The sequence below is a fragment of the Bacteroides sp. 1_1_14 genome, from assembly GCF_000162515.1.
Taxonomy (GTDB): Bacteria; Bacteroidota; Bacteroidia; order Bacteroidales; family Bacteroidaceae; genus Bacteroides; species Bacteroides thetaiotaomicron.
The window spans coordinates 579325-594169 of record NZ_GG774705.1 but is presented as its reverse complement, the minus strand read 5'-3'; the positions used below and the strand labels follow the sequence as shown (position 1 = coordinate 594169).

Annotated in this window: 6 protein-coding genes and 2 pseudogenes; 7 read left to right on the top strand and 1 reads right to left on the bottom strand. The window is 44.0% G+C overall.

Going from position 1 to position 14845, the window contains the following annotated elements; translation table 11 throughout:
- Positions 1-9: 9 nt before the first annotated feature.
- The 4 genes and pseudogenes from HMPREF9007_RS12630 (at position 10) to HMPREF9007_RS27700 (ending at position 6692) form a co-directional block, all read left to right on the top strand.
- Positions 10-1868 (top strand): annotated as a pseudogene (locus tag HMPREF9007_RS12630) (right-handed parallel beta-helix repeat-containing protein).
- Between the two features lie 6 nt (positions 1869-1874).
- Entirely contained in the window at positions 1875-4079 is a 2205-nt protein-coding gene (locus HMPREF9007_RS12635) for an alpha-L-rhamnosidase C-terminal domain-containing protein (RefSeq protein WP_008761647.1), read from the top strand.
- Between the two features lie 205 nt (positions 4080-4284).
- Complete coding sequence (locus HMPREF9007_RS27705; RefSeq protein ID WP_277754664.1) at positions 4285-5172, top strand: ABC transporter permease; 888 nt, start codon at positions 4285-4287, stop codon at positions 5170-5172.
- Positions 5166-6692 carry an FtsX-like permease family protein gene (locus tag HMPREF9007_RS27700; protein ID WP_277754663.1) on the top strand — a complete coding sequence of 509 codons (1527 nt, stop codon included), beginning with the start codon at positions 5166-5168 and terminating at the stop codon, positions 6690-6692. Before HMPREF9007_RS27705 ends, HMPREF9007_RS27700 begins: the two co-directional genes overlap by 7 nt.
- 481 nt (positions 6693-7173) lie before the next feature.
- Here HMPREF9007_RS27700 and HMPREF9007_RS12645 read toward each other — a convergent pair whose 3' ends face one another.
- Complete coding sequence (locus tag HMPREF9007_RS12645) at positions 7174-7719, bottom strand: GNAT family N-acetyltransferase (RefSeq protein ID WP_008761646.1); 546 nt, start codon at positions 7717-7719, stop codon at positions 7174-7176.
- A gap of 147 nt (positions 7720-7866) precedes the next feature.
- Here HMPREF9007_RS12645 and HMPREF9007_RS12650 point away from each other — a divergent pair, with 147 nt between their 5' ends.
- From HMPREF9007_RS12650 to HMPREF9007_RS12660, 3 genes and pseudogenes are all read left to right on the top strand, one after another.
- Positions 7867-8649 (top strand): CDGSH iron-sulfur domain-containing protein, encoded by a 783-nt coding sequence (locus HMPREF9007_RS12650; RefSeq protein ID WP_032850398.1) that lies wholly within the window; start codon positions 7867-7869, stop codon positions 8647-8649.
- A 136-nt stretch (positions 8650-8785) separates the two neighbouring features.
- Complete coding sequence (locus HMPREF9007_RS12655; protein ID WP_032850376.1) at positions 8786-11485, top strand: hypothetical protein; 2700 nt, start codon at positions 8786-8788, stop codon at positions 11483-11485.
- 152 nt (positions 11486-11637) lie between these two features.
- A pseudogene (locus tag HMPREF9007_RS12660) lies at positions 11638-14845 on the top strand (glycoside hydrolase family 2 TIM barrel-domain containing protein); the annotation flags it as partial.

Genomic DNA, 14845 nt, shown 5'->3' with positions numbered 1-14845 from the left:
AAAAGAAAAATGAAAAAGTTATTGGTAACAACTATATGCCTGCTGGGTGCACATCTGCTGTCAGCAGGCGAAATTTGGATTTCGCCGCAGGGGAATGATCTCAATGACGGCACACGTCCATCTCCGAAAGCGACGTTGACTTCTGCTTTGCGTCAGGCACGCGAATGGCGCCGGACAGATGATGAACGGGGGCGGGGAGGAATTACGATCTGCATGGAAGGCGGTACATATGCACTCTATGAACCGGTGTTTATTCGTCCGGAAGACAGCGGGACGGAGGATTCTCCCACGGTGATCCGTCCGGTAGCTGATGAAAAAGTGGTATTGAGTGGCGGCATCCGGATCGGTGGATGGAAGAAGCAGGGAAAACTTTGGGTAGCGGATGTGCCCATGTTCAACGGGCGGCCATTGGATTTCCGTCAGTTATGGGTGAATGGGAAGAAAGCTGTCCGTGCCCGTGATGTAGAGGATTTTGAGAAGATGAACCGCATTTGCAGTGTGGACGAAAAGAATGAGATTCTTTATGTTCCTGCGGTTGCCATACGCAGGCTGGTAGACGGAAAAGGGGCTTTGAAGGCTAAATATGCAGAGATGGTATTGCATCAAATGTGGTGTGTGACCAATCTTCGTATTCGTTCTGTCGAACTGGCTGGAGACAGTGCCGCAATACGTTTTCATCAGCCGGAGAGTCGGATTCAGTTTGAGCATCCCTGGCCGCGTCCGATGGTAACGACAGATGGGCATAATTCTGCTTTTTATCTGACGAATGCCCGTGAACTATTGGATGTAGCGGGAGAATGGTATCACGACATAGATGCCCGTAAGGTCTATTATTATCCTCGGGAAGGAGAGAAGATGCAGGATGCCGGCACGGAAGTGATAGTGCCGGCCATAGAGACATTGATACAAGTAAAGGGACGTTCGACCGTCCTGTTTCACATATCCGTTTTGAGAAAATTACGTTCTCTTATACAACTTGGATGCGTCCGTCTGAGAAAGGCCATGTTCCTCTTCAGGCAGGAATGTATCTGACAGACGGTTATCGTATTGACCCGAAAATGGAACGGGACTATCTGAATCATGCTTTGGATAATCAAGGATGGCTGGGGCGTCCTGCCACGGCTGTAAGCGTGGCTGCTGCCAATCAGATCGACTTTGAGCGCTGCCGGTTCGAGCATTTAGGCTCAACCGGACTGGATTATGAAGAAGCCGTGCAGGGCGGTGTCGTTCGTGGCTGTCTTTTCCGTGATATTGCAGGGAACGGACTGGTGGTCGGCAGTTTCTCTCCGACTGCCCATGAAACACATTTGCCTTATGACCCTGCTGACCTTCGGGAAGTATGCGCGCATCAACAAATCAGTAATTGCTACTTTACCGAAGTGGGTAATGAAGATTGGGGATGTCTTGCCATTACTGCGGGGTATGTGAAAGATATTAATATAGAACACAATGAAATCTGCGAAGTTCCTTATAGCGGCATCAGCCTTGGCTGGGGCTGGACGCAGACAGTGAACTGTATGCGTAACAACAGAGTGCACGCGAATCTGATTCATCACTATGCAAAGCATATGTACGACGTAGCCGGAATTTATACACTGGGCTCGCAGCCGAAAAGTTATGTAACTGAGAATTGCGTACATAGTATTTATAAGCCAGGTTATGTACACGATCCCAATCATTGGTTTTATCTCTATACGGATGAAGGTTCTTCTTTTATCACTGTACGCGATAATTGGACGGAAGGGGAGAAGTATCTGCAAAATGCGAACGGTCCCGGAAATGTATGGGAGAACAATGGTCCGCAGGTAGATACAGTCATTCGTGAACGTGCAGGGTTGGAAGCCGAATATAGGGACTTGAAGAAATAAGAAAAAATGAAAAAGAAATGCATGATACTTCTGGGTGCCTTGTCATTGGCAAGCAGCACCTTTGCCCAAACTTGGATATGGTATCCGGGGGACTATGAAATCTGGCTGGGCAACCAGATGAACAACCGACGTACGGAACGTGGTGCTTTTTTTCCTCCTTTTTGGAAAACGGACAGTCATTATGTAGTCGTAGAGTTCAGCAAAGTATTGAATCTTTCCGAACCGGAAGAAGTGTTTATTGCTGCCGAGGGAACATATAATGTGAAGCTGGACGGGAAACTTCAGTTCGGAATGCCTGAAACCTTGCTGCTTCCGGCAGGAAAACATAGTCTGAATATTAAAGTATGGAATCAGGCAACGCCTCCCACTATCTATGTGAAAGGAAAGACGGTAAACTCTGATTCGTCCTGGCGGGTAACTTATGAAGATAAGGAATGGATCGATGAAAGCGGTAAGGCTAGTGACACATCTGCCACCATCTATATGGATGCCGGATGCTGGAACTTTGACGGTGCCACTCAACGTCCTTCCCAATTCAGCCTGATGCGTGAACCTCAGCAACCTGTCGCTAAAACAGAACAATCGGAAGGAGGCATACTGTATGATTTTGGAAAAGAAACGTTCGGATTTATCACATTAAAGAATCTTTCGGGCAAGGGAAAGATTGACCTCTATTATGGTGAAAGTCCGGAAGAAGCGAAAGACAAAGCATATTGCGAAACATTGGATAAACTCCTGCTGGAGCCGGGACAGATCACTGATCTCGCTATCCGCAGCACATCTCCTTTGCATCATTCTGATAATGAATATACGCTGGAGAACAGCAAAGCATTCCGCTATGTATACATCACTCACGAACCGGAAGTACAAATTGGTGAAGTATCCATGCAATATGAATATCTTCCCGAAGAATATCGTGGTAACTTCCGTTGTAACGACGAAGAACTGAATCGTATCTGGGAAGTGGGAGCATACACGATGCATCTTACTACACGTGAGTTTTTTATAGACGGTATCAAGCGCGACCGTTGGGTATGGAGTGGCGATGCCATCCAGAGTTATCTGATGAATTACTATCTGTTCTTTGACAGTGAGTCCGTGAAGCGTACCATCTGGCTACTTCGTGGAAAAGATCCGGTGACCAGCCATAGCAACACCATTATGGATTACACTTTCTACTGGTTCTTAAGCGTATATGACTATTATATGTATAGCGGTGACCGGCATTTCGTCAACCAGCTATATCCACGTATGCAAACAATGATGGATTATGTATTGGGACGTACGAATAAGAATGGTATGGTGGAAGGAATGTCCGGCGACTGGGTATTTGTGGACTGGGCGGATGGCTATTTAGACAAAAAGGGAGAACTTTCTTTCGAACAGGTTTTGTTTTGCCGGAGTCTGGAGACGATGGCACTTTGCGCAGATTTAGTCGGAGATAAGGACGGACAACAAAAATATGAGAAGTTAGCTTCTGCATTGAAAGCAAAATTAGAGCCGGCTTTCTGGAATAATCAGAAACAGGCATTTGTGCACAACTGTGTGGATGGACGTCAGAGTGATGCCGTAACCCGATACGCTAATATGTTCTCTATTTTCTTTGATTATCTGAATGCGGATAAGCAGCAGGCCATTAAACAGTCCGTTCTCCTGAATGATGAGATTCTGAAAATAACGACGCCTTATATGCGTTTTTACGAACTGGAGGCCCTTTGTGCTCTTGGTGAGCAGGAGACTGTAATGAAAGAAATGAAAGCTTACTGGGGTGGAATGCTGAAAGAAGGAGCAACCTCTTTTTGGGAGAAATATAATCCGGAGGAAAGCGGAACACAGCATCTTGCCATGTATGGTCGCCCATACGGGAAGAGCTTGTGCCACGCTTGGGGAGCAAGCCCTATTTATCTGCTGGGTAAATACTATCTGGGAGTCAAACCAACGAAAGAGGGCTATAAAGAGTTTGCTGTCAGTCCGGTATTGGGAGGCTTGAAATGGATGGAAGGCACCGTACCTACCCCGAACGGAGACATTCATGTCTACATGGATAATAAAACCATTAAAGTGAAAGCCACGGAAGGAAAAGGTTATCTGACCATCCAGAGTCGCTGTCAGCCAAAAGCCAATATGGGAACAGTGGAGAAGGTTTCGGAAGGTATATGGCGCCTTTGGATTGATTCTCCGGAAGAAAGGATTGTTACCTATCGTATGTAGTCAGAGATTCAGATTGAAATAGGGCCTCCGGTTGTATTGCTATAGCGGCAATAGGCCGGAGGTCTTTCTATCTGTGCATTATCGCACTCTTTTTGTGCGTATATGCACAAAAAGAATATATGCTGATAAATATAAATTGCTAATATATAACGCTTTGTGTTTTGGCACAGGATTTGAAGTATTCTTCTGCAAACAACAGAATATAATGAAAACACTAAAGTATGCATGGCGTTTCCTTGTGCGCTCCAAATCATATACAGTCATTAATATTGTCGGCTTGTCATTAAGTCTGGCGTGTACAATCATACTGGTACGTTATATTCATCAGGAGACACGAGTAAATACTCATTGCATAGATGCTGAAAATGTATATATACCGCTTCGGGATATTGATGGGAATGTATATGCAGGTAGTGTATCAGATGGATATAGTGGAGCAGATACAGTTTTCTATTCTCCGGAAGCTGTGAAGGAAAAGGCCCGTTTTGTAACTTTCAGCAATGATAATGTTGCCATAAATGGAAAGCCGTATACCGTACAATTATTAGCGGCAGATACCGCTTTCTTTCATTTCTTCACGTATCCCCTCAGTGGTACACCAATGAAAGCTCCCAATGATGTACTTGTTACCCGCCAGTTTGCCGAGCGTGTATTTGGAAAGGAAAATCCAATTGGAGAAAAACTAAGTTATTCCGGTGGTCATCTTCTCACTGTCTGTGGTGTATTGGATGAACCGGCATGTAAATCCTCGTTAACATTTGACATCGTTTTAAACCTCGAACTCAAGAATGGAGAAAGAGGATGGGGAAAGATGCTGGTTGAACTTATCCGTTTTATGCCGGGAGTGGATGTAGATGCCATTAACGCTATTAGTAATATCTACCGTCAAGCTGATGGCGGTTACCGTATACGTTATGATTTTATTCCTGTCAGTGAGCTTTATTGGAATAAGATATTAGCAGCAAAAGCCGATGCATCGGAAATGTGGCATTACAGCAGTCGATTTCATTTATGGGTACTGTCCTGTGTATGCCTGTTGCTTCTTTTGGCCGGCATTCTCAATTTCGTCAATATCTATTTGGTTTTATGCTAAAGCGTTCCAAGGAGTATGGCATCAGGAAAGTATTTGGCATGAGAGGTCGTACACTTTTTCTTCAGTTATGGACAGAGAATGTCTTGATGGTACTCATCGCTTTATTTTTCGCATGGTTCTTTATAGAGATGTTTTCAGGATATGCCAATCGTTTGCTGGAAAGCAACGTTATGTATACAGCTTTCGATTGGCAGCTCTCTTTGGCAATATTTATATTGTTGCCACTGCTGACAACGATTTATCCTTATCTTAAATATAATTATTTGCCTCCGGTCGTGTCTATAAGTACGATTGGTACTTCACGTCAATCAGTGAAAACACGCACCCTTTTCTTATTTGTGCAATATAGTATCACTCTTTTACTGATCATCTTATCGTTGTATTTTAGTAATCATCTTCATTTCCTGCTGAATACGCCTCCGGGTTTCAGAACCGAAGGAATCTTATATGCTGATCTGATGCCAAAGCTTCCTAACCAATGGTGGGAGGATAGTCAGGAAATACAAAATAAGCGGTGGCATGACAGAGAAGTTATGGAACAGAAGCTGAATGAATGCCCATATATTGAACACTGGTTTGCCGGAGATACTGGTCGCGAAGGCATTTTATCGGCTGGTAGCATGTCAAGTATGATAAATGATAAGGGAGGAAAGTTAAATATGGCAATGATGTGGGTAACAGTGGATTTCTTTAAGTTATATGGATTACATATAGTTGATGGTTCATTGCCCGATGAAGTAAATGGACATGCCGATTATCTGGTAGCTATGAACAAAGCGGCATTAAAAGCTTTTGGTTATACCCGTCGGGAAGATGCATTCGTCAAAGGTGAAAGTTCACTTTGGAGTTCTATATCTAATGGTAAAATAGTAGAAGGTGGATTGTCATTGATGCCTGTACAGGCTATTATTGAAGATTATTACTCTGGACATTTGACTGCTGGTAAAAAGCCGATTATATATATGATATCCAGCGCAGGAATCAATGCCCAGTGTCAAATATCCTGTGTGCCGGGAAAAGAAAAACAATTAGTTGATTATCTTAAGAAATGCAGGGAAGACATATATAACTCTAATGAATTCGATTATCGTTGGCTAAAAGATGATATTAGGGCACTGTATCAGGACGACCGCCGTATTGCAACCGTCTTCACCCTTTTTGCCACTATCTCTATATTTGTTTCCGCTTTGGGATTATTTGGTCTTTCGTTATTTGATATCCGTCAGCGGTATCGGGAAGTAGCCATCCGGAAAGTGAATGGTGCCCAGCTCAGGAATCTTTATTCCATCCTGTTCCGCAAATATATATGGATTATAGGTGGTGCAACATTACTCACGATGCCATTATCATACTATCTGATATACATATATACATCAGATTTTGTGGTCAAAACTCCGGTAAGCATTTCTATCTTTGTGATAGCTTTGTTGGTTGTCGTAGCTATTTCCGCAGGTACATTGTTCTGGCAAGTGAATAAGGCGGCACGAATTAATCCTGCGGAGATTATAAAGACGGAATAAATCTGAATGGATGTATGAAAGAAGCATGGAGGACTTGACAAACCGCTTTTAATGTTGTATCTTTGTAAGTGAAAACCGGAAGTAAATTCGATAACATTGATAATATAGACGAAAAATGAGCAATAATAAGTATAATATAATAACAGTTTGCAGGCATTCCCACTCCGGGTAATGCTTGTTGGATAGTCTGACACAAGCTAAGGGCTGCGATTCTTTATGGGAATTGCAGCCCTTTTTGTTGCTTAAAATTGATATTCCTTGCGGGAATAACGAAATCCTAGTTTATAATAAACTTGGGGGACGTTTATAATAAACGATGAAAGAGTTTATTAATAAATGACTGGAAGTTACTGTATCATTAGTCAATGTATTTCGTATAGATGTTGGTGCTGATTTTGAAAAGTTCTGTATCTTCTAAGTGAATCGATAAATTATCGCTACAATATATCCTTTCTCTTTTTATGTCATTGAACTGAATACCTTACGATGAATGCTTTCTTAAATCTATGTGATACAACACGTGACTATGTAACGGATGCTCAGCAGGAACAAGCGGATGACCAAATACTCTAACCTGTTCCATCCCTATTTTCTGCATCACTCGTTCCGAGCGTTGGTTGGGAAAAGAAGTAAACGAGAATAATTCTTTGATATCTAAACTCTTACGAGCATACTCCAAACAAGCGGTTGCTGCTTCCGGAGCATAACCACGTCCCCAATATTCGTGCGCCAATCGCCAGCCGATTTCTATACCCGGAGCAAAATCAACGTCAAATGTGATCTGATGCAGTCCGGTATATCCCATAAAAGCATGATCTTCTTTACGTTCTACAGCATACAAGCCAAAGCCACAGGTCTGAAACTCATTTTGGATACGGTGATAAAAAGCAAGTGATTCTTCCGGAGTCAGCGGATGGAGAAAAAACTCCATAACATGAGGATCGGCATTCATGCGGGCAAAAGCCGGAATATCTTCTTCTTTCCAATCGCGGAGAATTAAACGGGATGTTTCTATGTAAGTCTGCATAATAATAATGATAAATGAGGTACAAAGATATATTTTTTAGTTCGAAAAGTTGAGATATTGTATTGCAGAACCGGAACTTTTTGCAATCGCCATCTGTTTTATAAATATGGCTGACATAAATAAATGAACACTTTAATACGTATCATTATGACTAAAAAAGAAAATTTCCCAATCGAGGAGGGTAGTAGAGAAGCACCCGAACAATTTTACATCAAAATTACAGCTGACGGTCCATATTTTGTGTATGGCAATCCGCCCATTGACCAAGAGATTATATTACCGAATGCAGAAGGTTCTTCTTGGGTGTATCAGAAAGGGAAACATTTTGAAACTTCAGAGAATCCGGTTCATCTGTGTAGATGTGGGCATTCCAAACATAAACCATTCTGCGACGGATCGCATAAGCACGCTGACTGGGACCCGAGAGAAACAGCTCCTCATCGTCCTTTGTTGCAAGATGCTGAGGAAATAGATGGTCCTACCATGATGCTGGCCGATAATGAGAGATATTGCGCTTTCGCACGTTTCTGCGATGCTCGTGGACGGATATGGAATCTGGTGGAGAAAGCAGAGAGCGAAGAAGAACGGGAACTGGTTCGTCGGGAAGCGGGACATTGTCCATCGGGAAGATTAGTTGTGTGGGATAAAGATACGGAGAAAGTCTTCGAACCGCCATTTAAGCCATCTATCGGAATTATAGAAGATCCCGGCATCAAAGTCAGCGGACCTATCTGGGTAAAAGGCGGCATTCGGATTGAAGGAGCAGATGGCAAAAGCTATGAAGTGAGAAACAGGGTGACATTGTGCCGTTGCGGACAGTCATCGAATAAACCTTTCTGTGACGGAACTCATGCCAGTATGCATTTTTGTGATGGCATTCCATTGGAAAAAAGGAAAAGGAGAATGGTAAAAGAACGAAGCCAGTTATAGAAATATAGCTGGCTTCGTTCTTTTATGACGGTTTTAAGAAGTGGAAACATGGGCAAATTGAGTACAAACAGGGAGTTATTTCGTCTTCTTTTTATAAAAGAATGAAACTATACATTTTATAATATACATCAGAAGAATGAAAAATACCAAATTGTTCATGTTTGCGGCATGCACCCTTTTCTTAGCTGCGTGTGGTAAGCAAACCGTGAAAATAATGACTCCGCCGGATGCGTCAAACCGCGTTCTGTTCAGTGCGGAACAGTTACAGACTACCTTGGATAAAGCCGGTTATCAGGTAATGATGCAACAAGGGGATACCACATTCTCCGATCCTGAAATAAAGACGATTCTGCTGACGGAAGTGAATGATACGACACTTAAGAAAGAAGGCTTTCATATTACGACTACCGGCAATCTGACAAGAGTAAGCGGCAGAGACGGAAGCGGAGTTATCTACGGAAGTCGCGAACTGATAGACCGTGTGAACGACTCAGAGGGCAAACTAAACTTTCCGGAAGAGTTGAAAGACGGTCCGGAAATGGTGCTCCGCGGCGCTTGTGTCGGTTTGCAGAAGATGACTTACCTGCCGGGACACGGTGTGTATGAGTATCCGTATACTCCGGAAAGTTTCCCTTGGTTTTATGATAAGGAACAATGGATTAAATACCTTGATATGCTGGTAGCCAACCGTATGAATTCCCTGTATCTGTGGAATGGTCATCCGTTTGCATCGTTAGTCAAACTGGAAGATTATCCGTTTGCGTTGGAAGTAGATGAAGAGACGTTCAAGAAGAATGAAGAGATGTTTTCTTTCCTTACGGAAGAAGCGGACAAACGTGGTATCTTCGTGATACAGATGTTCTACAATATCATCCTTTCCAAACCATTTGCAGAGCATTATGGACTGAAAACGCAGGACCGTAACCGTCCCATTACTCCTCTGATTGCAGACTATACCCGTAAAAGCATTGCCGCATTTATAGAGAAATATCCGAATGTGGGACTGCTGGTTTGCCTGGGAGAAGCCATGTGTACGGTAGAAGATGATGTGGAATGGTTCACAAAGACCATCATTCCGGGTGTAAAAGACGGATTACAGGCATTGGGACGTACCGACGAACCGCCTCTTTTGCTGCGCGCACACGACACGGACTGCAAACTGGTAATGGATGCGGCATTGCCGATATATAAGAATCTTTATACGATGCATAAGTATAATGGTGAATCACTGACAACTTACGAGCCTCGTGGTCCCTGGTCGAAGATTCATACGGATTTGAGCTCTTTAGGATCTATTCATATCAGTAATGTACATATCCTGGCAAATCTGGAACCATTCCGTTGGGGCTCTCCAGACTTCGTACAGAAAGCGGTACAAGCGATGCACAACGTGCACGGTGCCAATGCACTGCACCTTTATCCGCAGGCTTCGTACTGGGATTGGCCGTATACAGCCGACAAACTGCCAAATGGCGAACGGGAATTTCAACTGGACCGCGACTGGATCTGGTATCAGACCTGGGGACGTTATGCATGGAACAGCCATCGGGATCGTGCCGATGAGATCGGTTACTGGAATCATCAACTGGGACAGTTCTACGGAACATCCGACGAGAATGCAGGCAATATTCGCATTGCTTATGAAGAAAGTGGAGAAATTGCTCCGAAGTTATTACGCCGTTTTGGTATCACGGAAGGAAACCGTCAGACGTTATTGTTGGGGATGTTTATGAGCCAGCTTGTCAATCCGTACAAATATACCATCTATCCGGGATTCTATGAAAGCTGCGGACCGGAAGGCGAGAAACTGATCGAATTTGTAGAGAAAGAATGGAAGAATCAGCCTCATGTAGGTGAGATGCCGCTGGATATTGTCGCTCAGGTGATTGAACACGGTGATAAGGCAATAGCAGCGATTGACAAGGCAGCCGGTTCCATCTCCTCCAACAAAGAAGAATTCGCACGTTTGCAGAATGATATGCATTGTTACCGTGAGTTTGCCTATGCGTTTAATCTGAAAGTGAAAGCTGCGAAACTGGTATTGGACTATCAGTGGGGAAAAGACATGAAGAATCTGGAAGAAGCCATCCCTCTGATGGAACAAAGTCTGGAACATTACCGCAAACTGGTGGAACTGACAGACGAGCATTATTTATATGCCAACAGTATGCAGACTGCCCAACGCCGTATTCCTATCGGCGGAGACGATGGTCATAATAAGACATGGAAAGAACTGCTGGTACACTACGAAAAAGAATTGGAGAACTTCAAGGCGAACCTTGCCATGCTGAAAGAAAAGCAAAATGGCAATGCCGTGACTGAAACGGTAGAGATCGCTGCCTGGGCTCCTGCGGATGTGAACTTAATATCGAATTATCCGACAGTAAAACTGAATGAAGGAACTTCCTTGTTCACAGATCTTCCGGGCAAAATAGAAGCAATAGCTCCTGAACTGAAGGGAATGAAGGCATTCCGCTTTAATGGAAATGAACAACGGGAAAAAGGAACAAGCATTACTTTTGAAACAAATGCTCCGGTCAAACTATTAGTAGCCTACTTTAAAGACGACCAGAAGAAGTATGCCAAAGCTCCGAAACTGGAGATTGATGCATCTGCCAACGATTACGGTCAGGCGGAACCTGTACTGACCAATGCAATCCATATCAATGGAATGCCATTAGCAAATGTACACGCATATAGCTTTCCGGCAGGAAAACATACGTTGATGTTGCCCAAAGGCTACCTTCAGGTTCTTGGATTTACGGCTGCGGATATGAAAACTCGTAATGCCGGACTTGCCGGAGACGAAGAAACGATGGACTGGTTGTTTTACTAATGAACGATTGCTGTAAGCCGCTATTTAGTTTCAAGGCTTGAAACTATTGGTTTCTCTCTTTGAAACTATTAGTTTCATGCCTTGAAACCATTTGTTCCAAAGCTTGAAACAAATAGCGGCAACTCAACAAAAAGATGATAGACAGAAGTATAATGAAGAAGTTATTACTGACATTTTTAAGTATAGCTGCCGTATGCTGCTCACTGTATGCCCAACGTGAAGTCACGCAGGAACGGATGGAGCAGATTTATGAAGAGGTAAAGACGCCTTATAAGTACGGACTTGCTGTTGCCCCGACCGACAATTATCATAAGATTGATTGTCCTACTGTCTTTCGTCAGGGAGACAAGTGGCTGATGACTTATGTCGTTTATAATGGTAAAACCGGAACGGATGGTCGTGGATACGAAACCTGGATTGCAGAAAGTGATAATCTGCTTGATTGGCGTACCTTAGGACGTGTACTTTCTTATCGGGACGGTAAATGGGATTGTAATCAGCGTGGAGGATTCCCCGCGCTGCCGGATATGGAGTGGGGGGGAAGCTACGAACTTCAGACCTACAAAGGCCGCCACTGGATGACTTATATCGGTGGAGAAGGTACAGGTTATGAAGCTGTAAAAGCACCACTCTTTGTCGGGCTGGCATCTACCAAAGGAGATATTTCCACCGCTCATGAATGGGAATCTCTGGACAAGCCAATTCTGAGCATCCATGATAAAGATGCGCAGTGGTGGGAAAAATTGACTCAATATAAAAGTACCGTTTATTGGGATAAAGACAAAACACTGGGTGCCCCGTTTGTGATGTTTTACAATGCGGGAGGACGTCATCCGGAAACTGATTTAAAGGGTGAACGGGTAGGAATCGCACTTTCCAAGGATATGAAAACCTGGAAACGTTATCCCGGTAATCCGGTCTTTGCACACGAAGCGGACGGAACAATCACCGGTGATGCTCATATTCAAAAGATGGGTGACGTGTACGTGATGTTTTATTTCTCAGCTTTTGAACCGTCACGCAAGTATAAAGCCTTTAATACGTTTGCTGCTAGTTATGATCTCGTCAACTGGACAGACTGGCATGGAACTGATTTGATTATTCCTTCTAAGAATTACGATGAATTATTTGCACATAAAAGCTATGTGATCAAACACGACGGAGTGGTTTATCATTTCTATTGTGCGGTGAACAATGCCGAACAGCGTGGTATCGCTGTTGCTACAAGTAAGCCGATGGGACGCTCTGCCGTTCGCTTCCCGAAGCCGGAAACGAAGAATCGCCGGATGATTACCGAACTGAATGAAGGCTGGAAAACTTGGTTAATTGACAATTCACAATTGACAATTGACAATTCAAAAAGCAATCATCAATCCCCGATTATTAATTGTCAAATACCTCATAATTGGGATGACTATTACGGTTATCGCCAACTGACTCATGGCAACCTGCACGGAACAGCCATGTATGTGAAAGACTTCTCCCTCGATAATTGTCCATTGTCAACTGTCAATTCTCAATTAAAAAACGTTATTTCCTCCGTTTTGAGGGGGTAGGTACGTATGCTACTATTAAAGTGAACGGACATGATTTCGGACGTTATCCGGTAGGACGTACCACGTTGACACTGGATGTGACCGATGCATTGAAACAAGGAGCGAACCGTCTGGAAGTAAAAGCGGAGCATCCGGAAATGATAGCCGATATGCCGTGGGTATGTGGTGGCTGTTCGTCGGAGTGGGGATTCAGTGAGGGATCTCAGCCGTTAGGTATATTCCGTCCGGTGGTGCTGGAGGCCACAGATGAGATCCGTATTGAACCTTTCGGAGTACACATCTGGAATGACGAAAAGGCGGCTAATGTCTTTGTCGAAACAGAAGTAAAGAACTATGGCAAGACCACGGAGACAATAGAAGTAGTCAATAAGTTGAGTAATGCGGATGGTAAACAAGTGTTCCGTCTCGTAGAAAAGGTAACATTGGCTCCGGGAGAAAGGAAGGTGATTCGCCAACAGTCTCCTGTAGAGAATCCTGTTTTATGGGATACGGAGAATCCCTATCTTTATAAATTGGCAAGTATGATTAAGCGTGATACCAAAACAACGGATGAGATCTCTACGCCTTTCGGTATCCGTACAATCAGTTGGCCGGTAAAGAGAAATGATGGAGATGGTCGTTTCTATCTGAATGGAAAGCCTGTCTTTATCAATGGTGTATGCGAGTATGAACATCAGTTCGGGCAAAGTCATGCCTTCAGTCGGGAACAGGTAGCTGCGAGAGTGAAACAAATACGTGCGGCAGGCTTCAACGCCTTCCGTGATGCTCATCAGCCCCATCATCTCGATTATCAGAAATATTGGGATGAAGAAGGCGTCTTGTTTTGGACACAACTTTCTGCTCACGTATGGTACGATACACCGGAGTTTCGTGAGAACTTTAAAAAGCTCCTTCGTCAGTGGGTGAAGGAACGCCGTAATTCTCCGTCAGTAGTGATATGGGGATTGCAGAATGAAAGTACATTGCCTCGTGAATTTGCACAGGAATGCAGTGAAATCATTCGCGAAATGGACCCGACTGCACGTACGATGCGTATCATCACCACCTGTAACGGCGGTGAAGGAACCGACTGGAATGTAATTCAGAATTGGAGCGGCACGTATGGAGGAGACGTTACGAAATACGGAAAGGAACTTTCGCAAAAGAACCAGTTGCTGAATGGAGAATACGGTGCATGGAGAAGTATTGATCTGCATACGGAACCCGGCGAATTTGAAGTGAATGGAGTATGGAGCGAAAGTCGTATGTGCCAGTTGATGGAAACAAAGATTCGTTTGGCGGAACAGGCCAAAGACAGTGTTTGCGGACAGTTCCAATGGATTTTCAGCAGCCACGACAATCCCGGACGCCGCCAGCCGGATGAAGCATTCCGGAAAATAGATAAAGTAGGTCCGTTCAATTATAAAGGACTGGTGACTCCGTGGGAAGAACCTTTGGATGTATATTATATGTATCGTGCCAACTATGTGCCGGCAGCAAAGGACCCGATGGTATACCTGGTATCACATACCTGGGCTGACCGTTTCGAGAAAGGACGTCGTCGGGCTACTATCGAGGCTTACAGCAATTGTGATTCCGTGTTGCTTTATAACGACATGGTCAATGACAAAGTGGCTTATCTGGGACGCAAAAAGAATAATGGAACAGGCACCCACTTCATGTGGGAGAATCGGGATATTCGTTATAATGTACTTCGTGCTGTAGGATATTATAAAGGGAAACCGGTCGCCGAGGACATAATTGTACTCAACGGACTGGAGCAAGCTCCCCACTTTGACGTACTATATCAGAATACGAAACCTGT